General features: G+C 65.8%; 13 protein-coding genes. 4 read left to right on the top strand and 9 right to left on the bottom strand.

What is annotated here, in order from left to right; translation table 11 throughout:
* Positions 1-189: 189 nt before the first annotated feature.
* Positions 190-828 carry a phosphoribosyltransferase gene (locus G3580_RS03605; protein WP_173763969.1) on the top strand — a complete coding sequence of 213 codons (639 nt, stop codon included), beginning with the start codon at positions 190-192 and terminating at the stop codon, positions 826-828.
* Positions 825-2,387 (top strand): bifunctional aminoglycoside phosphotransferase/ATP-binding protein, encoded by a 1,563-nt coding sequence (locus tag G3580_RS03600; RefSeq protein WP_173763968.1) that lies wholly within the window; start codon positions 825-827, stop codon positions 2,385-2,387. The genes G3580_RS03605 and G3580_RS03600 overlap by 4 nt, the downstream gene beginning before the upstream one ends.
* Positions 2,388-2,625: 238 nt before the next feature.
* Here the strand turns inward: G3580_RS03600 and glmS are convergent, their stop codons facing one another.
* A complete protein-coding gene (glmS, locus tag G3580_RS03595) occupies positions 2,626-4,455 on the bottom strand; it encodes a glutamine--fructose-6-phosphate transaminase (isomerizing) (RefSeq protein ID WP_173763967.1) in 1,830 nt (609 codons plus the stop codon).
* A 33-nt stretch (positions 4,456-4,488) separates the two neighbouring features.
* Positions 4,489-5,850: a bifunctional UDP-N-acetylglucosamine diphosphorylase/glucosamine-1-phosphate N-acetyltransferase GlmU gene (gene glmU / locus G3580_RS03590; RefSeq protein ID WP_173763966.1), complete on the bottom strand. Its 1,362-nt coding sequence runs from the start codon at positions 5,848-5,850 to the stop codon at positions 4,489-4,491.
* A gap of 200 nt (positions 5,851-6,050) precedes the next feature.
* Here glmU and G3580_RS03585 point away from each other — a divergent pair, with 200 nt between their 5' ends.
* Together G3580_RS03585 and G3580_RS03580 are read left to right on the top strand one after the other, a co-directional pair.
* Complete coding sequence (locus G3580_RS03585; RefSeq protein WP_173763965.1) at positions 6,051-7,460, top strand: bifunctional enoyl-CoA hydratase/phosphate acetyltransferase; 1,410 nt, start codon at positions 6,051-6,053, stop codon at positions 7,458-7,460.
* The gene (locus G3580_RS03580; RefSeq protein ID WP_173763964.1) at positions 7,457-8,674 is read left to right on the top strand and encodes an acetate/propionate family kinase; all 1,218 of its coding nucleotides are present in this window, start codon (positions 7,457-7,459) and stop codon (positions 8,672-8,674) included. The genes G3580_RS03585 and G3580_RS03580 overlap by 4 nt, the downstream gene beginning before the upstream one ends.
* 110 nt (positions 8,675-8,784) lie before the next feature.
* Here the strand turns inward: G3580_RS03580 and G3580_RS03575 are convergent, their stop codons facing one another.
* The 7 genes from G3580_RS03575 to G3580_RS03545 form a co-directional block, all read right to left on the bottom strand.
* Positions 8,785-10,251, bottom strand: coding sequence for a glutamate synthase subunit beta (locus tag G3580_RS03575; protein WP_173763963.1), 1,467 nt, complete (start codon positions 10,249-10,251; stop codon positions 8,785-8,787).
* Between the two features lies 1 nt (position 10,252).
* Complete coding sequence (locus tag G3580_RS03570) at positions 10,253-14,890, bottom strand: glutamate synthase-related protein (protein WP_173763962.1); 4,638 nt, start codon at positions 14,888-14,890, stop codon at positions 10,253-10,255.
* A gap of 220 nt (positions 14,891-15,110) precedes the next feature.
* The gene (locus G3580_RS03565) at positions 15,111-16,235 is read right to left on the bottom strand and encodes a deoxyguanosinetriphosphate triphosphohydrolase (protein WP_173763961.1); all 1,125 of its coding nucleotides are present in this window, start codon (positions 16,233-16,235) and stop codon (positions 15,111-15,113) included.
* On the bottom strand, positions 16,232-17,317 hold the full coding sequence (gene aroB / locus G3580_RS03560) for a 3-dehydroquinate synthase (RefSeq protein ID WP_173763960.1): 1,086 nt from the start codon (positions 17,315-17,317) through the stop codon (positions 16,232-16,234). The genes G3580_RS03565 and aroB overlap by 4 nt, the downstream gene beginning before the upstream one ends.
* Positions 17,305-17,871 carry a shikimate kinase gene (locus tag G3580_RS03555; RefSeq protein WP_173763959.1) on the bottom strand — a complete coding sequence of 189 codons (567 nt, stop codon included), beginning with the start codon at positions 17,869-17,871 and terminating at the stop codon, positions 17,305-17,307. Before G3580_RS03555 ends, aroB begins: the two co-directional genes overlap by 13 nt.
* A gap of 4 nt (positions 17,872-17,875) precedes the next feature.
* A complete protein-coding gene (gene pilQ / locus G3580_RS03550; RefSeq protein ID WP_173763958.1) occupies positions 17,876-20,017 on the bottom strand; it encodes a type IV pilus secretin PilQ in 2,142 nt (713 codons plus the stop codon).
* On the bottom strand, positions 20,014-20,529 hold the full coding sequence (locus G3580_RS03545) for a pilus assembly protein PilP (protein WP_173763957.1): 516 nt from the start codon (positions 20,527-20,529) through the stop codon (positions 20,014-20,016). The genes pilQ and G3580_RS03545 overlap by 4 nt, the downstream gene beginning before the upstream one ends.

Here is a 20,529-nt window from a genome sequence, read left to right as displayed (position 1 = left end):
AGAAAACCCCTGGGCACATGCCCCGAAACCACGGCCGGCGCCGCTCAGGCCGTCGCCCAGGGCGATCCGTTTGACTTCGGTCATGGCGAGCCGACCACGACGACCTACAGTGAAGACGGAATGGCGTCAGCACACGCCCCGGCGGCGGACTCGCCCGGCTCCGGGGCCCGGCAGCTACAGGAGTGCTCCATGTTCCAGAATCGCGAAGACGCGGCTCGCCAGCTCGCGGCCCGGTTGGTCGGGCAGCCGCTGAAACAACCGGTCGTGCTCGGCATCCCGCGCGGGGGCGCGGTCCTCGCGGCGGTACTGGCCCGGCAGCTGGGGGCCGAGTTCGATGTGGTGCTCGCGCGCAAGCTTCGGGCGCCCTGGCAGCCCGAACTGGCCATCGGCGCCCTCGGCGAGGACGGCCGCGTCCAGCTGACCGACTTCGCCGCCTCGGTGCCGGGTGCCACGCGCGCCTACATCGACACCGAGCGCGAACACCAAGCCGCCGAGATCCGCCGGCGCCAGGCGCTGTTCCGCACGGTGCGCCCCGCCGTCGAGGTGGCCGGACGCTCGGTCATCGTCACCGACGACGGCCTGGCTACGGGCGCAACCATGCTCGCCGCCCTGCATGTGCTCGAGGCGCACACGCCCCACGAGCTCATCGTCGCGGTGCCGGTGGCGCCGCCCGAGACGCTCGCACACATCGCCCCCCATTGCGACCGGGTCGAATGCCTGATCGCGCCGCCGGACATGAGCGCGATCGGGGCTTACTACGCCGATTTCACCCAGGTCGAGGACGCCGAGGTGGTGCGCCTGCTGCGCGAGGCGGCGCCGGCCCCATGAGCGCCCCCGGCCCACTCGAAGCGCAGCGGCAGATGGTCGAGCGGCTGCAAGACCCGGCCCGCTATCCCCATCCGGTCACCTCGGTGTCGGTCATCGAGACCCACATCTCCTTCGTGCTCCTGACCGGGCCGTTCGCCTACAAGATCAAGAAGGCGGTCGATCTGGGCTTCGTCGACTACACCTCCCCGGCCCGGCGGCGCTTCTGCTGCGAGGAGGAGCTGCGCCTCAATCGCCGTCTGGCGCCCGACATCTATCTTGGAGTGGCACCGATCGGCGGCACCTGGGCGGATCCGCACTGGGATGGCGCCGAGGCGATCGACTTCGCGGTGAAGATGCGCCAGTTCGACCCGGCCGACCGCCTCGACGCGGTGTTGGCGCAGGGGCGCCTGAGGCCCGGCCATGTGGATGCGCTGGCGGCCGCGATCGCCCGCTTTCACGCCAGCGTGCCGGCGGCGGCGCCCGACACCGACCACGGCCGTGCCGACATCGTCTGGGCGCAGGTGGCGGCCGTGCTGGACCGGCTGCAGGCGCTGGCCGCCCCCGCCGAGCGACCGCGCGTCGCTGCGCTCGACGCCTGGTGCCGCGCCGAACACCAACGCCTGCGGCCGAAGTTCGACGCGCGCAAGGCGGCCGGCTTCGTGCGCGAATGCCACGGCGACCTCCACCTGGGCAACATCGTGCGGGTGGACGACACGCCGGTGGTGTTCGACTGCATCGAGTTCGACCCCGCCCTGCGCTGGATCGACATCGTCGCCGACCTGGCCTTCCTGGTCATGGATCTGGCCGAACGCGGACGGCCGGATTTCGCCTGGCGGGTGGTCAACGCCTGGCTGGAGCCCCTGGGCGACTACGGCGGCCTGGCCGTGCTGCGCTTCTACCGGGTGTACCGCGCCCTCGTCCGCGCCATGGTCGCCGCCCTGAGCGGCGCCGACGCCGACGCGCGCCGCTATCTCGACCACGCCGCCGACACCACCATGCCCACGCCGCCGCGACTGCTCGTCACTCACGGCCTGGCCGGCTCGGGCAAGAGCACGGTCGCGCGCGCCCTGGCCCAGGCGCTGGGCGCGGTGCAACTGCGCTCGGACGTGGAGCGCAAGCGCCTGCACGGCCTCGCGCCGCTGACACGCAGCGGCTCGGCGCTGGACGCCGGGCTGTATGGCGACCCGGAGACCCGCGCCACCTACGCGCGCCTGACCGAGCTGGCCACCGGCGCGCTCGCCGCCGGCTACCCCGTCATCATCGACGCCGCCTGCCTGCGCCGCTGGCAGCGGGAGGGCTTCCGCCGTCTGGCCCGGGCGCGCGGCATCCCCTGCGTCATCGTCGATTGCCAGGCCCCCGCGGCAGAGTTGGAACGACGGGTGGTATCGCGCAGCGCGGGCGGCGCCGATGCCTCGGAAGCGACCCTGGCGGTACTGGCCGGACAGCGCCGCACGGCCGAGCCCCTGGATGCGGACGAACGGGTGATGGCCGTGGTCGTCGATACCACCCGTACCGAGGTCGACGACCTCCTGGCGCGGATCCAGCGTCTGTCGGAGGCCCACCGCCCCCTCCCGCCGTAGCGGGCCGACCGGAAACCGTGTCGGCGGCGCCGGTGTCGGACGATTCACCCGAAACGACGATCGCTCTGCCGGACCAGCGCATCGCTGGTGAAGCGCAGGCCCGCCAGCGAGGCGACGAGACGCCGGGGGGACGTGCCCGCCCCCCTCGAGCCACGCCACCGTGCGCCGAAGACCCGGCCGACGGATTCGGCGGGCAGCCGATCGGCGTCACCACCGACGCCACACGGCAAACGGACAACTATTCCACCGTCACGCTCTTGGCCAGGTTGCGCGGTTTGTCCACATCGGTGCCTTTGACCAGCGCCGCGTGGTAGGACAGCAGCTGCAGCGGGATCACATGGAGCACCGGGGAGAGCATGCCGTAGTGCTCGGGCATGTGGAGGATGTGCACCCCGTCGGACTCGGGAATCTCGCTGCCGGCATCGGCGAACACATACAGCTCGCCGCCACGGGCGCGCACTTCCTGAAGGTTGCTCTTGAGCTTTTCGAGCAGTTCGTCGGCGGGCGCGACGGCGATGACGGGCATGTCGCGGTCCACCAGGGCGAGCGGGCCGTGCTTGAGTTCGCCAGCGGCGTAGGACTCGGCATGGATGTAGGAGATTTCCTTGAGCTTGAGCGCGCCTTCCATGGCGATGGGCCAGTGGCGACCGCGGCCGAGGAACAGGGCGTGCTGCTTGCTGGCGAAACGCTGGGCCCATTGCTCGATCTCGGGCTCGAGTTCGAGCACCTTGGTGACCGCCACGGGCAGGTGGCGCAGGGCGGTGAGGTAGGTGTTTTCGTCGTCTGCCGTGAGGCGGTCGTTGATCTTCGCCAGCGCGAGGGTGAGCAGCGCCAGCGCAGCGAGCTGGGTGGTGAAGGCCTTGGTGGAGGCAACGCCGATTTCGGGGCCGGCGCGGGTGATGAAGCGCAGCGCCGTCTCGCGCACGATGGCCGACTCGGGCACGTTGCAGATCGCCAGGGTCTTGTCCATGCCCAGTTGCTTGGCATGCTTGAGCGCGGCGAGGGTGTCGGCGGTCTCGCCGGACTGGGAGATGACGACGACGAGGGTCTCGGGATCGGCCACGGAGACGCGATAGCGGTATTCGCTGGCGATCTCGACCGCGCAGGGGATGCCGGCGATGGATTCGAGCCAGTAGCGGGCCACGAGGCCGGCGTGGAAGCTGGTGCCGCAGGCGATGATGAGCACCCGCCGGGTGGCGCCGAGCACGTCGCCGGCGTGGGCCCCGAACACTTGCGGGGAGATGGTGTTGCCGCCGGCGATCATCTCGAGGGTGTTGCCCAGCGCCTGGGGCTGCTCGAAGATCTCCTTCTGCATGTAGTGCCGGTACTGGCCCAGCTCGACCGCGTCGGCGGACAGGGACGAGACGGTGACGGTGCGTTCGACGGGGCTGCCGTCGGGGCGGAAGATGCGGTAGCCGGTGAGCTTGAGCTCGGCCACGTCGCCGTCTTCGAGGTACACCACCTTGCGGGTGACCTGGAGCAGCGCCGAGGTGTCGGAGGCGGCGTAGATGCCGCGCTCGCCCACGCCGAGCAGCAGCGGCGAGCCCTTGCGGGCCACCACGGCGGTGAACGGGTCGGCCTCGCTGATCACGCCGATGGCGTAGGCGCCCTCGAGTTCGTTGGCGGTCAGGCGCACGGCCTCGAGCAGGGGCTGGCCGGCGTTGAGCTTGTCGCGCACCAGGTGGGCGATGGTCTCGGTGTCGGTTTCGCTTTCGAACACGAAGCCCTTGGCGGTGAGACGCTCGCGGATCGCTTCGTAGTTTTCGATGATGCCGTTGTGCACCACCGCCAGCCCGGCAGACACATGCGGATGGGCATTGCGCTCGGAGGGCTCGCCGTGGGTGGCCCAGCGGGTGTGGGCGATGCCGATGTTGCCGGTCAGATGGCGACTGGCGGCCATGGTGGCCAGTTCGGCGACACGACCGGCGGAACGCACCCGGACCAGGCTGTCTTCATGCAGCACGGCGAGGCCGGCCGAGTCGTAGCCGCGGTATTCGAGCTTGCGCAGGCCCTCGAGCAGGACCGGAACCACGTTGTCGGTGGAAATGGCGGTAACGATGCCACACATGCGTCTCTCCTCGGTCGGGGGCGGCCGACGGGCTTATTTGGGTTGCTTGACCGGACGTTTCCACCCGGTGATGGTGATCTGCTTCGAACGCGAGACGGTCAGCTCGCCGGCGGGCGCGTCCTTGGTCAGGGTGGTACCGGCGCCGAGGGTGGCGCCCTTGCCGACGCGCACCGGGGCCACCAGCTGGGTGTCGGAGCCGATGAACACGTCGTCTTCGATGACGGTGCGGAACTTGTTGGCGCCATCGTAGTTGCAGGTGATGGTCCCGGCGCCGACATTGACGCGCTCGCCGATGTCGGCGTCGCCCACATAGGCCAGGTGATTGGCCTTCGAGTGGTTGGCGATGCGGCTGTTCTTCACTTCGACGAAATTGCCCAGATGCACGTCGTTGCCCAGCTCGGTGCCGGGACGGGTGCGCGCGTAGGGGCCGATGACGCAGCCTTCGCCCATGCACGTGTCTTCGATGTGGGAGAAGGGCTGGATGCGCGTTCCGGCGGCGATACGGGCATTGCGGATCACGCAGTTGGCGCCGATGTGCACGCCCTCGCCCAGTTCCACCGTGCCTTCGAAAACGCAGTTCACATCGATCTGCACGTCGCGAGCACAGCTCAGGTGGCCGCGGATGTCGATGCGCGCCGGGTCGATCAGCGTGACGCCGGCCTCGAGCAGGGCGTCGGCCTGCTGGCGCTGCCAGGCGCGCTCGAGCTCGGCCAGCTGCAGCTTGTTGTTCACCCCGAGGGTCTCGATCACCCGGTCGGGCTGGGCGGCGACCACCGCCACCGCCTCGTCCACCGCCATGGCGATGATGTCGGTGAGGTAGTACTCCTGCTGGGCGTTGTCGTTGCGCAGGCGACCGAGCCAGTCGCGCAGGCGCGCCACCGGAGCGACGAGAATGCCGGTGTTGACCTCGCGGATCGCACGTTCGGCTTCACTCGCGTCCTTGTGTTCGACGATGCGCTGCACCTGCCCGGCGGCATCGCGCACGATGCGCCCGTAGCCGGTGGGATCGTCCAGCGCCACGGTCAGCAAGGCCAGGCGGTCGGCCCCGGCCGCGTCCACCAGGCGCCGCAGGGTGTCCTGCCCGATCAGCGGCACGTCGCCGTACAGCACCAGCGCCATCTGGCCGTCGTCCAGGTGCGGCAGCGCCTGCTGCACGGCATGGCCGGTGCCGAGCTGGGGCGACTGCAGGGCCCACGCCAGATCGGGCGCGTCCAGGGCATCACGGACGGCCTCGCCGCCATGGCCATGGACGACGCAGATCCGGTCGCTGCCCAGCGCGCGTGCCGTGTCGAGCACATGCGCCAGCATCGGGCGGCCGGCTATCGGTTGCAGCACCTTGGGCAACACGGAGCGCATCCGCTTGCCCTGGCCGGCGGCGAGAACGACAACTTGCATGACAATTCCATTTGGCGAGGATTTGCGGGCGGATTCTAGCATGCGTCCATGTCGTCGACCGTTAGCTGCGTCTCACCCCGGGACTGTTACAAAGACGCGTTTTGATGCAATGCACTATTCTTTGATCACGGTCTAACGTTTGAAAAAACCACGCCGTTAGAATGGCGATGTTGCGACGCATATAACCTGGAGGGTGCCTGATGCACCGCATTGCCCATCAATTCATCGAAAACCGGACCTTCGACGAGATCGCCATCGGCGATCACGCCCAGCTCACGCGCACCCTGAAGCCGAACGACATCCACCTGTTCGCGGCGGTCTCCGGCGACGTCAATCCCACCCATGTGGATCCGGAATTCGCGCACTCGAGCCAGTTCCGCGAGGTGGTGGGTCACAGCATGTGGGGCAGCACGCTGTTTTCCTCGATCATGGGTACCGAGTTTCCCGGCCCCGGGACGGTGTACGTCGCCCAGTCGCTCAAGTTCTGGCGCCCGGTGAGCATCGGCGACACCCTGACCGTCACCGTCACCTGCCGCGAGAAGTTCGAGCACAACAGCCACATCATCTTCGAATGCCTGGCCACCAACCAGGACGGGCTGAAAGTGATCGACGGCACCGCCGAGGTGCTCGCGCCGACCGAGAAGATCAAGCGCCCACGGGTGAATCTGCCCGAAGTCACCATCTCCGACAAGGAGTTGCGCTACCAGCAGCTGGTGTCGATGACCGCCGGGCTCGATCCGATTCCCATCGCGGTGGCGCACCCGTGTGACACCGAGTCGCTGGCCGGCCCGCTGCAGGCGGCCGAAGAAGGGCTGGTGATTCCGGTCCTGGTCGGGCCGGAAGCCAAGATCCGGGCGGTTGCCGAGGCCGAGGGCTTCGATCTGACCGGTGTGCGCATCGTCGACGTGCCCCACAGCCACGCGGCCGCCGAGAAGGCGGTGGAACTGGCGCGCAACGGCGAGGTGGAGGCGCTCATGAAGGGGTCGCTGCACACCGACGAACTCATGAGCGCGGTGGTCAGCAAGGCCGGCGGCCTGCGCACCGAGCGGCGCATCAGCCATGTGTTCATCGCCGAGGTGCCCACCTATGCCCACCCGCTGCTGATCACCGACGCGGCGATCAACATCGAGCCGACCCTCGAGGAGAAGGTGGACATCATCCAGAACGCGATCGAGCTGGCCCAGACCATGGGCATGATCGAGCCGAAGGTCGCGATCCTGTCCGCGGTGGAAACCGTCACCTCCAAGATGCGCTCGACCATCGACGCCGCCGCCCTGTGCAAGATGGCCGATCGCGGTCAGATCAAGGGCGGCCTGCTGGATGGCCCGCTCGCCTTCGACAACGCGGTCTCCATCCTCGCCGCCAAGACCAAGGGCATCCACTCGCTGGTGGCCGGCAACGCCGACATCCTCGTGGTGCCGGACCTGGAGTCGGGCAACATGGTTGCCAAGCAGCTCGAATACCTGGCCGACGCGGTGCTGGCCGGGGTCGTGCTCGGCGCCCGCGTCCCCATCGTGCTCACCAGCCGGGCCGATACCGCCGAGACGCGCGCCGCCTCCTGCGCCATCGCCCAGCTCATGGCCCACCAACGCCGAACGCAGCTGCGATGAAAGCAATCCTCACCTTCAATGCCGGCTCCTCGAGCCTCAAGTTCGCCCTCTATCCGATCGAGCCGGCGCTGGCCGACACCCCGGAGATGGTCGGCCAGATCGAGGGCATCGGCGTCCATGCCCGCCTGCACGCGCGCATGCGCTCGGGCGAGACTTTCGACACCGACATCCCGCCGCCCGCGAAAGACACCCTCGAGGCGCATCACCGTCAGGCGCTCGACACCCTGCTCGTGTGGCTGCGCGACCACCAGACCGACATGACCCTGGTGGCGGCCGGCCATCGCATCGTGCACGGGGGCAAACGTTACAGCGCGCCGATGCGCCTGACCGGCGACGTGCTCATGAAGCTCGACGGCTACGTCCCCCTCGCCCCCCTGCATCAGCCCCACAACCTGCGCGTGGTCCGGGCTGTCGCACGGCTGATGCCGGAACTGGAACAGGTCGGCTGCTTCGACACCGCCTTCCATCGCAGCCAGCCGGAAGTGGCGCAGATGTTCGCCCTGCCGCGCGCGCTGACCGAGGCCGGCATCCGCCGCTATGGATTCCACGGGCTGTCCTACGATTTCATTGCCCGCCAGCTCGAATCGGCCCTGGGCGCCGAGCGTGGCCGCGGCGGCGTCGTCGTCGCCCATCTGGGCAACGGCGCCAGCATGTGCGCCATGCGTGATGGCAAGAGCGTCGCGTCCACCATGGGCTTCACCGCGGTCGACGGCCTGATGATGGGGACCCGCACGGGCAGTATCGATCCGGGCGTGCTGCTCTACCTGATGGACCAGAAGGGAATGGACAGCGCCGCCCTCACCCGGCTGCTGTACAAGGAGTCGGGATTGCTCGGCGTCTCCGGGATCAGCTCCGACATGCGGGACCTGCTCGCCTCGACGGCGCCCGAGGCGCGCGAGGCGGTGGACCTGTTCTGCTATCGCATCGGCCGGGAACTGGGCTCGATGGCGGCCGCCATTGGCGGCGTCGACGCGATCGTGTTCACCGGCGGGATCGGCGAACATGCGGCCGAGGTGCGCCGTCAGGTGATCGACCAAACGGTCTGGCTCGGAGCCACCCTCGACGGCGAGGCCAACGACAACCACGCGGCGCGCATCGAAGCGGCGGACAGCCGGGTGGCGATCGCGGTGATTCCGACCAACGAGGAATGGATGATCGCCCGGCACACGGTCGATGTCCTGGCCGCTATCGGAAGCACGGCCACCGAGGCATGATCCGGCCACGGCCGGCCAACCCCGCCACGACGGCGGACACGAAAACGGGAAAGCGGCCGAAGCCGCTTTCCCGTTTCTGCTTGGGCAGGCCGTGAAGGCCGCGTCGGTGCCTATCGAGGCAGCTCGGTCGTCCCCATCAGCGCCAGATCGATCTCGCGAGCGGCCTGGCGGCCTTCGCGGATCGCCCACACCACCAAGGACTGACCGCGACGCACGTCACCGGCCGCAAAGACCTTGTCCACGTTGGTCGCGTAGCAGCCCTCACCGTCGGTGGTGGCCTTCGCGTTGCCACGCGGATCTTTCTCCACGCCGAAGGCCTCGAGCAACGAGGCGACCGGCTGGGTGAAGCCCATGGCGAACAGCACCAGGTCGGCCTTGTAGATTTCCTCGGAACCCGGCACCTCGCCCATCTTGCCGTCCTTCCATTCCAGGCGGACGGTCTTGAGGCCGGTGACCTTGCCGTTCTCACCGAGGAATTCCTTGGTGGCGATGGCAAATTCGCGCCGGGTAGCGCCTTCCTTGTGGGACGAGGAGGTACGCAGCTTGATCGGCCAGTACGGCCAGGTCAGCGCCTTGTTTTCCTCTTCCGGCGGCTGCGGCATCAGCTCGAACTGGGTCACGGAGGCGGCGCCATGGCGATAGCTGGTGCCGACGCAGTCGGAACCGGTATCGCCGCCGCCGATCACGATGACATGCTTGCCTTCGGCGCTGATCGGGTTGGGGGCGTCGCCGGCGACGGTCTTGTTCTGCGGGATCAGGAACTCGAGGGCGAAGTGCACGCCGTCCAGCTCGCGCCCCGGCGCGGGCAGATCACGCGGCGTCTCGGAGCCGGCCGCGAGCAGCACGGCGTCGAACTCGGCCTTGAGCGCATCGGCGCTCATGAGCGTCTTGCCGTCGTCGGTCACGCCGGTCATGTTGGGGTTGGCGCCCACGCACACTTCGGTGCGGAATTCGACACCCTCGGCCTTCATCTGCTCGAGACGGCGGTCGATGACCGTTTTGTCGAGCTTGAAGTCGGGAATGCCGTAGCGCAGCAGACCACCGATGCGCGTGTTCTTCTCGAACACCACCACCGCATGGCCGGCACGAGCCAGTTGCTGCGCCGCGGCGAGACCAGCGGGGCCGGAACCGACGACGGCAACCTTCTTGCCGGTCTGGTGCGCCGCCGGCTGGGGCTTGACCCAGCCGTTTTCCCAGGCCTTGTCGATGATGGCGCGCTCGATGGACTTGATGCCCACGGCGTCGGCGTTGATGTTCAGGGTACAGGCGGCCTCGCACGGCGCCGGGCAGATACGCCCGGTGAACTCGGGGAAGTTGTTCGTCGAGTGCAGCACGACGATAGCCTGCTCCCAGTGCCCGCGATACACCAGGTCATTCCAGTCCGGAATGATGTTGTTGACCGGGCAACCGCTGTTGCAGAAAGGGATGCCGCAATCCATGCAGCGCGCGCCCTGCACCGCGGCTTCGTCGTCCGGCAGGCGGGCGACGAACTCGCGGTAATCCTTGATGCGCACTTCCGCCGGGGCGATGGCTTCCGCCAGGCGCTCGTATTCGAGAAATCCGGTGGGCTTACCCATCTTACGCGGCCTCCAGTTGCTTCTGTTTCTGCGCGGCCATTTCGACCAGCGCGCGACGATATTCGTGCGGCATCACCTTGACGAAGCGGGCGCGATAGGCCGGCCAGTCGGCGAGGATGGCCTTGGCGCGTGCGCTGCCGGTGTATTCGGCGTGGCGCTCGATCAGCCCCTTGAGGATGACCTCGTCCGGTTTGCCCTGGTGGCGGGTCTCTTCCGGGGTGTCGTCGTCGGCTTCGGCCTGGACCGGCTCGAGGGCGACCTGCGCCATGTTGCAGCGATCCTCGAAGTCGCCTGCTTCGTCGAGCACGTAGGCCACGCCGCCGGACATGCCGGCCGCGAAGTTGCGCCCGGTGCCGCCGAGCACGACAACCGTGCCGCCGGTCATGTATTCGCAGCCGTGGTCACCCACGCCCTCGACCACCGCGGTGGCACCGGAGTTGCGCACGCAGAAGCGCTCGCCACCCACACCGGAGAAGAACGCCTCGCCTTCGATGGCGCCGTACATCACGGTATTGCCGATGATGATGTTGCTGGCGGCCTCACCGCGGAAGCTCTCGTCCGGACGCACGATGATGCGACCACCGGAGATGCCTTTGCCCACGTAGTCGTTGCCTTCGCCCACCAGATCCAGAGTCACGCCACGGGCCAGGAAGGCGCCGAAGCTCTGGCCGGCGGTGCCGGACAGGCGGATGTGGATGGTGTCGTCGGGCAGCCCCTTGTGACCGTAGCGCCGTGCGACCTCGCCCGACAGGATGGTGCCCACGGTGCGGTTCACGTTGCGTACCGGCAGATCGATGGCGACGTGCTCGCCCTTGTCGAGCGCCGCCGCGGCCAGCGTGACCAGCTGCTGGTCGAAGGCCTTGTCGAGACCGTGGTCCTGCGACTCGGTGTGATGACGCGCCACCGAGGCGGGCACGTCGGGCCGGTAGAAGATCCGGCTGTAGTCGAGCCCCTTGGCCTTCCAGTGCTCGATGCCCTTCTTCATGTCGAGCAGGTCGGAGCGACCGATGAGCTCGTTGAAGCTGCGGATGCCCATCTGGGCCATCAGCTCGCGCACTTCCTCGGCGACATAGAAGAAGAAGTTGACCACATGCTCCGGCTGACCGGAGAAGCGGCGGCGCAGCACCGGATCCTGCGTGGCCACACCGACCGGGCAGGTATTCAGGTGACACTTGCGCATCATGATGCAGCCCTCGACGACCAGCGGCGCAGTGGCGAAGCCGAACTCGTCGGCGCCGAGCAGCGCGCCGATGACCACGTCGCGACCGGTCTTCATCTGACCGTCCACCTGGACGCGGATGCGCGAGCGCAGGCGGTTGAGCACCAGGGTCTGCTGGGTCTCGGCAAGGCCCAGTTCCCACGGCGAACCGGCGTGCTTGATCGACGACAGCGGCGAGGCGCCGGTGCCGCCGTCATGGCCGGCGATCACGACATGGTCGGCCTTGGCCTTGGAGACGCCGGCGGCCACGGTGCCCACCCCGATCTCGGAGACGAGCTTGACGCTCACGTCGGCCTTCGCGTTGGCGTTCTTGAGATCGTGGATCAGCTGCGCCAGATCCTCGATCGAGTAGATGTCGTGGTGCGGCGGAGGCGAGATCAGGCCGACGCCCGGCACCGAGTGACGCAGGTAGCCGATGTACTCGGACACCTTGTGCCCCGGCAGCTGGCCGCCCTCGCCCGGCTTGGCACCCTGCGCCATCTTGATCTGGATCTGGTCGGCGTTGGCCAGGTATTCGGTGGTGACACCGAAACGGCCGGAAGCCACCTGCTTGATCGCGGAACGCAGGCTGTCACCGGGGTGCAGCTCGATGTCGCGCTCGATACGGCTCGAGCCGATCAGCTCGGAGAGCTTGGTCGGCTTGGACACCGGCATGAAGCGCATCGGATCCTCGCCACCCTCGCCGGTGTTCGACTTGCCACCGATCCGGTTCATGGCGATCGCCAGGGTGGTGTGCGCCTCGGTGGAGATGGAGCCCAGCGACATGGCGCCGGTGGCGAAGCGCTTGACGATCTCCTTGGCCGGCTCGACCTCGTCGATGCTGATCGGGGCGCCCGCAGGCTTGATCTCGAACAGGCCGCGCAGCGTCATGTGACGCTTGGTCTGGTCGTTGATCAGGCGAGCGTATTCCTTGTACGTGTCGTACTTGCCGGAACGGGTCGCATGCTGCAGCTTGGCGATCGCGTCGGGCGTCCACATGTGTTCTTCGCCGCGGATGCGGAAGGCGTATTCGCCACCGGCGTCGAGCATCTCGGCCAGCACCGGATCGTCGCCGAAGGCCTTGTCATGCAGGCGGATGGCCTCTTCCATGACCTCGAACACGCCCACACCCTCGACCTGGCTGGTGGTGCCGGTGAAGTACTTGTCCACGAAGCTCTGCTGCAGGCCGACCGCTTCGAAGATCTGGGCGCCGGTGTACGACATGTACGTGGAGATGCCCATCTTCGACATGATCTTGCGCAGGCCCTTGCCCACCGCCTTGACGAAGTTGTACTCGGCTTTCTGCGCCGCGTCGGGCGAGCCGGCCATCTGATGCAGGGTTTCCAGCGTCAGGTAGGGATGGACCGCCTCGGCGCCGTAACCGGCGAGCACCGCGAAGTGGTGGTTTTCACGCGCGGTGCCGGTCTCGACGACCAGGCCGGTGCGCGTGCGCAGCCCTTTGGTGACCAAGTGTTGGTGGATGGCCGAGGTGGCCAGCAGCGCCGGGATCGCGACGCTGGTTTTGTCCACGCAGCGGTCGGATACGATCAGGATGTTGTAGCCCTGCAGCACCGCGTCTTCGGCTTCGGCACACAGGGACGCCAGGCGTGCCTCGACACCTTCCTTGCCCCACTCGATCGGATAGCAGATGTCGAGTTCGGCGGAGCGGAACTTGTTGCCTGTGTAACGCGCGATGTCGCGGATCTTCGCCATGTCGGCAAAGGTCAGCACCGGCTGGGACACTTCCAGGCGGTACGGGGGGTTGATCTCGTTGATCTCGAGCAGGTTGGGCTTGGGACCGATGAACGAAACCAGCGACATCACCAGTTCTTCGCGGATCGGATCGATCGGCGGGTTCGTCACCTGGGCGAACAGCTGGCGGAAGTAGTTGTAGAGCGGCTTTTCCTTGCTCGACAGCACGGCCATGGGCGAATCGTTACCCATGGAGCCGGTGCCTTCCTCGCCGGCCTTCATCATCGGCTCGAGGATGAACTTGACGTCTTCCTGGGTGAAACCGAAGGCCTGCTGCCGATCGAGCAGCTTCGCGTTGCATTCGGGCGCGCACGGATTGGCCGGCGCGTCGAGGCCGTCGAGCTTGATGTTGATGCGCTCGTTCCACTCCCGGTAGGGCTTGGCGGTCGCCAGCGATTCCTTGAGTTCCTCGTCGTCGATGATGCGACCCTGATCCATGTCGATCAGGAACATCTTGCCCGGCTGCAGGCGCCATTTCTTGACGATCTTGCTGTCGGGGATGGGCAGCACACCGGATTCGGAGGCCATCACCACCAGATCGTCGTCGGTGACCAGATAGCGGGCCGGACGCAGACCGTTGCGGTCCAGCGTGGCGCCGATCTGGCGGCCGTCGGTGAAGGCCACGGCAGCGGGGCCGTCCCACGGCTCCATCATGGCAGCGTGGTACTCGTAGAAGGCGCGGCGCTGCGAGGCCATGAGGGCATGCGACTCCCAGGCCTCGGGGATCATCATCATGACCGCGTGGGCCATGGAGTATCCCGCCATGACCAGCAGTTCGAGCGCGTTGTCGAAGGCGGCCGAATCGGACTGATCCGGATAGATCAGCGGCCACAGCTTCTGCAAGTCGTCACCGAGCAGCGGCGAGGACACCCCTTTCTCACGCGCGCGCATCCAGTTGTAGTTGCCGCGCAGGGTGTTGATCTCGCCGTTGTGGGCGATCATGCGGAACGGATGGGCCAGGTTCCACTTGGGAAAGGTGTTGGTGGAAAAGCGCTGGTGCACCAGCGCCAGCGCCGAGACGGCACGCGGATCGGTCAGGTCGGTGTAGTACTCGCCCACCTGGTTGGCCAGCAACAGGCCCTTGTAGACGATGGTGCGCGCCGACATGGAGACCATGTAGAACTCTTTGGCATGCTCGAGTTCCAGCGCCTTGATGGCGTTGGCCGCGCGGCGGCGGATCACGTAGAGCTTGCGCTCGAGCGCCTCGGTGACCATCACGTCGGGACCACGCCCGACGAACACCTGGCGGATCACCGGCTCGGTCTTCTTGACCGCCGGCGACATGGGCATGTCGTGATTGAGCGGCACATCGCGCCAGCCGAGCACGACCTGGCCTTCGGCGCGCACTGCGCGCTCGATCTCTTCTTCACAGGCCAGACGGGAAGCGTGCTCCTTGGGCAGGAACGCCATACCGACGCCGTAGCTGCCGGCGGACGGCAGTTCAACGCCCTGACGGGCCATCTCCTCGCGATAGAGCGCATCGGGAATCTGCAGCAGCAGGCCGGCACCATCGCCCTGCAGCGGGTCGGCACCCACGGCGCCGCGATGGTCGATGTTCTTCAGGATCTCGAGACCCTGGGTAATGATGTCGTGTCGTTTCTCGCCCTTGATGTGAGCGACAAATCCGACGCCACAGGCGTCATGTTCGTTGGCCGGATCGTACAGACCCTGCTTGTGGGGAAGACTCATAGCTATTCCTCGACACTACCTTGCCTTTCGCTCGACCGGCGGGCCGGAACCGTCCGGCGATGCGGACACGAAAGACGTCAAAAAAGCCGGACGCTAACGCGCCGGCTCTCCACGGCACACCCTTGGGTGCCGTTATGAACACATTGGGCGGACTCTCGAATATACCTTCCGAGCCCCTCGCGTTCAAGTCCTTTTTGCAGTGCGCAAACGCTGCAAGGGCTTAATAAATCTCGCCAATTGCGAACAGGCGCCGGTGTTCCTTCATCGCGTAGCGATCCGTCATGCCGGCGATGTAGTCGGCAATCGCACGCGGCGTATCGTCCTCCGCGCGCAGCTGATATTGCGGCGGCAGGAGGCGCGGATCGGCCATGAACGCGCCGAACAGGTCACCGATGATGCGCTTGGCCTTGTCGGTCATGCGCAGCACCTGGTAGTGGTGGTAGAGGTTGTCACGCAAAAAGGCCTTCAACTCGCGCAGCGCCGGGGAAAGCGCTTCGGAGTAGGCGACCAGCCGCGGACTGCGGCGCACCTCGTCGAGCGTGCGCACGCCGTGGGTCGCGATGTTGGCACGCGTCTGGGCAATGAGATCGAGCGCCATGAGGTTGATCATGCGCCGGATGGTTTCGTGGATCAGCCGGCGACCGCTCAGACCCGGATAGGCCCCCTCGACATGCGCGCGCTGCTCGGCGAACACTTCGACGTCCGCCAGCTGCTCCAGCGTGATGAGCCCGGAGCGCAGGCCATCGTCGATGTCATGGTTGTTGTACGCGATCTCGTCGGCGAGGTTGGCCAGCTGCGCCTCGAGGCACGGCTGCTCGCCTTTCAGGAAACGCTCGCCGAGCTCGCCCAGCTGCTTTGCGTTCGCCCGCGAACAATGCTTGAGAATACCCTCCCGGGTCTCGTACATGAGATTGAGACCGTCGAAACGGGCATAGCGCTCTTCGAGGAGCTCCACCGTGCGCAACGACTGCAGATTGTGCTCGAATCCGCCGTAGGGCCGCATGCAGTCGTTGAGGGCGGTCTGGCCGGCATGCCCGAAGGGCGTATGCCCCAGATCGTGGGCGAGCGCGATCGCCTCGGCCAGATCCTCGTTGAGCAAGAGCGCCCGCGCCAGGGAGCGGGTGATCTGGGCGACCTCGATGCTGTGCGTCAGCCGCGTGCGAAACAGATCGCCCTCATGATTGACGAAGACCTGCGTCTTGTATTCGAGCCGACGAAAGGCCGTCGAATGGACGATGCGATCGCGATCACGCTGGAACTCCCCTCGCGCGGCAGGCGCCGGCTCGGCATGCATCCGCCCGCGAGAACACGACTCGTCGACCGCGTACTGGGCCAGGCCGCTCATGCGACACAACACTGCGCAATGGCCGCGCGAATCTGGTCGGCGGGCACATCGGCGAAGATTTCCGCATCACCGATGTCGCGCAACAGGACCAGCCGCAGGCGTCCGGCCTCGACCTTCTTGTCGTGTGCCATCAGCGCCAGATAACGATCCGCCCCCAGGGCCGGCCCGGTCACGGGCAGCCCGGCATCGGCGATGAGCGCCACCGCGCGCTCACACTGCTCTGAAGACAGGTATCCAAGCCCTTGCGACAGCCGCGCCGCCATCACCATGCCCGCCCCGACCGCCTCCCCGTGGAGCCACTCTCCATAGCCCAGGCCCGCCTCGATGGCATGCCCGAAGGTATGACCGAGATTCAGCAGGGCGCGCACCCCGCGTTCGGTCTCGTCTTCGGCCACGATCTTCGCCTTGTTGGCGCACGAGCGCTCGATGGCTTCGGAGAGCAAGGTCGGGTCGCGGCCCAGCAATCCGTCCATGTGAGCCTCGAGCCAGTCGAAGAAATCCGCGTCGCGGATCAGGCCGTACTTGATCACTTCGGCCAGACCGGCCCGGAGCTCACGATCCGGCAGGGTCGACAGGGTGTCCGTATCGGCGATCACCCGTCGCGGCTGGTGGAAGGCGCCGATCATGTTCTTTCCGAGCGGATGATTGACGGCGGTCTTGCCACCGACGCTCGAATCCACCTGCGCCAGCAAGGTAGTCGGGATCTGTACGAAGTCGACACCACGCTGATAGGTGGCAGCGGCGAAACCGGCCATGTCGCCGATCACCCCACCACCCAGGGCGATCACGGTCGTACTGCGATCGCACAAGCCGCGCAGCAAGCCGTCGAAGATGGTGTTCAGGGTGTCGAGATTTTTGAACGCCTCGCCATCCGGCAACACGATGGCGCGAGACTCGATGCCCTGCGCAGACAGGGCTCCTTCGAGCCGCGACAGATACAACGGGGCCACCGTCTCGTTGGTGACGATTGCCACCCGCGGCGCGCGGACCACCTCCGCGATCAGCGCGCCCTGATCGAGCAATCCACGGCCAATGAGAATGGCGTAACTTCTTTCACCCAGCGATACGGTCAACTTGCGCATTGCTCTTGCAAAGCCTTTTCGATCTTGCGGAGCATCGATTTTGCACTGCCGCGACCGCCGCCCACAACCACATGCGCCACTTCGCGATAGAACGGATCGCGCGCCTTGTACAGGGATTCGATCTTTCCGCGCGGATCTTCGACCTGCAGGAGCGGGCGATTCCGGTCATGACGGGTCCGCTCCCACAGGGTGTGCGGCGGTACGTCGAGATAGACGACGACACACCGATCGCGGAGCATCTGGCGATTTTCCGGGGCGAGCACCGCGCCACCACCCGTCGCCAGTACCACGCCCGAATCCCGCGAGAGCGCGTCGATCACCTCGGTCTCGCGCCGGCGAAACCCCGCCTCACCCTCGACATCGAAGATCACCGGAATCGTCACCCCGGTGCGCGCCACGATCTCGTGATCGCTGTCAACGAAACGACGGCCGAGACGCTTGGCAAGTTCGCGTCCGACCGTCGTCTTCCCCGCCCCCATCATCCCGACCAGGACGATGCAGGGCAACGATGCAGCAAGAGCGGCGCCAGCCGGCGATACGTCAGCTGACACCATCGAATCAACGCAGAGAGAGCGCCTGGGTCACAATCTTTGGCGTGATGAAGACGAGCAGCTCGCTGCGCTCGGATATATTCTGCTTGTTTCGGAACAACGCCCCGAGGACAGGGATCTCACCCAGCAAAGGCACACGTTGAACCTTGCTGGATTCAGTCTCTTCATAAACCCCACCGATCACCACCGTGCCGCCGTTTTCGACCATCACCTCGGTCTTCACGTGCTTCGTGTCAATGGCAACGCCCCCAGGCACCGTTTCCCCCGGGGTGTCCTTATTGACTTCAAGATACAGTTGCACCCGACCATCCGGTGTGATGTTGGGCTTCACTTTCAGAGACAACACCGCCTTCCGGAACTGGACACTGGTCGCACCTGAACTCGTCGCCTGCTGGTACGGAATTTCCGTCCCCTGCTCCATGACCGCCTCGACCTGATTGGCCGTCATGACACGCGGGCTGGAAATGACCCGCCCACGATTGTCAGCTTCAAGCGCAGATATTTCGAGATTGAGAAATCGCGTCAAAGCGCTATTCGCGAGAATGAACGAAAACGCCCCTGCTGTGCCAGTTGACGGCGAAGCAGGCATGTTCACGCTCAGACTGTCCGCCAGGAAGTTGGGCGTATCGGCGACCTGGCCAGTATGAAACCCGGTATCCAGAAGGCTGCCGCCAATCACGGTACGGAAGCCGGAACTCCCTGCCGTTGCATCCCGCTGATGAACGCCCAGCCTCGCGCCAAGATCCTTGGCAAACCCTTTTTGGGCTTCTACGATCCTGGCTTCGATCAACACCTGCCGAGGCGGCACATCGATTTCCTGTATCAACCTGCGCAGATCATCGAGCCGACTGGAGACATCGGTCACGAAGACCTTGTTACTGCGGGTATCGACAATCACGCTGCCACGCTTCGACAAGACCGTCTGATCCTTGTTCTTGAGGAAGTCGAAGATCGCCTTTGCGTCGTGATAGTTGATCTGGAAGCTTTCGGTTTTCAGCGGCTCCAGGTCGCCAATTTGCTGCAGCGACTCAAGCTCCAACTTCTCGCGAGCGGCGATCTCATCTCGCGGCGCGATCCAGATCACGTTGCCGTGTTTGCGCTTGTCGAGTCCTTTCGCCTGAAGAATGATGTCCAACGCCTGATCCCAGGGCACGTCTTTCAAGCGCAGCGTCAAACTGCCCTGAACGGTATCGCTGGTGATGATGTTGAAGTTGGTGAAGTCGGCAATGACCTGGAGTACCGAGCGCACATCGATGTTCTGGAAGTTCAGCGACAGCTTCTCACCTTGGTACTTCCCCTTGCCGCCGCCCTGAATCAGCTTCTTCGGATCCTCGACAACTCGCTTCACCTCCAGCACGAACTGGTTGTCACTCTGATAGGCGTTGTGTTCCCACAACCCGTTGGGTTTGACCACCAGCCGCGTATTCTCGCCTTGGGCTTGCGCCGTGAATTCGGTAACAGGCGTCGCAAAGTCGGTGACATCCGACTTACGCTGCAGACTGCCCGGCAACGAAGTTTTCAGGAAGTCGACGATCAGGTTTTGTCCCTGCTGACGAATGTCGATACCCGTATCCGGATCGCTCAGCTGGACGACAATACGCCCCTCGCCATCGACGCCGCGGCGGAAGTTGATATCGCGAATGCTCTTCGAAACCGCATTGGGGCTTTCCTTGCTCGGCGCGAAGCTCGCAAACGGTTTATCCGACGGGCGCAGATCGGACGGCTCCCGACGCACGGGTGACAGCGCAATCACAACGTCGTTGCCGTTCACGGACGTGTCATAGGGCGTCATCTTCAGCAGGTTGAGCACCAGCCGGGTCCGGTCGCCCACCTGGACGATGTTGGCGCTGCGCAGGTCGCCTTCGGCGATTTCCTGCACGTTCCGTCCCAGCGCATTTCCCGTCCCCGGAAAATCGAAGGCAATGCGCGCCGGACTGGCAACGCTGAAACTGGCCGGAGGCTGGGCCAGCGGCTCCTTGAGCCGGACCTTCACGAAGATATCGGCGCCCTGTCGAGAGACATCAAGTGCCTCGATCTTGTTCGCCGCCTCGGCTTTCTGCACCTGCGCCGCCTGGCCGAACGCGGGCATACCCACGTGAGCCATCAACAGGCCGGCAGCAACCAGCAATACATTCTTGTTCCACTTCATTGCGTCGTCTCCTGCTGCTCCTGCAAGTACAGCGCACTCGTTCTCTCGACCCAGTCGCCGTTCAAGTCTTCAACCAGCTCTTTCAGCTGGATCTCCGTTTCCGTGATGTTCGTGACCACGCCAAAGTTCTGCCCCATGTAATTGCCGACGCGCACCTGGTAGATGCTGCCACCCGCATCAACCAAGGCATGAGCGGAACCCTTCTTCATCATGGCGCCCACCATCTTCAACGATTCAAGCGGGTAGGCTTCCAGGGGCTCGCGCTGCCGGTTCACATCCGGACGGGGACCGCCCACCACGGAGGTCGGTGCCACGAACTTTTCCGGATCGAACGGCGACTGCACCGTCGCGACCTCGTAATCAACCTGGGGAAACGGCTTGATGTCGGGCAAGGGCTTGACCTGCCCCTTCATACCCGCCTCCTGGCGCGTCATCCAGGCACGCAGGTCTTCCTGATCGCCGCTGCACCCCACGAGAAGGACCAACGGCATGAGTATCAGTAGCTTCTTCAT

Source organism: Nitrogeniibacter mangrovi (genome assembly GCF_010983895.1).
Taxonomy (GTDB): domain Bacteria; phylum Pseudomonadota; class Gammaproteobacteria; order Burkholderiales; family Rhodocyclaceae; genus Nitrogeniibacter; species Nitrogeniibacter mangrovi.
The sequence above is the reverse complement of the archived record's forward strand: the minus strand, read 5'-3'. Positions and strand labels throughout refer to the sequence as shown.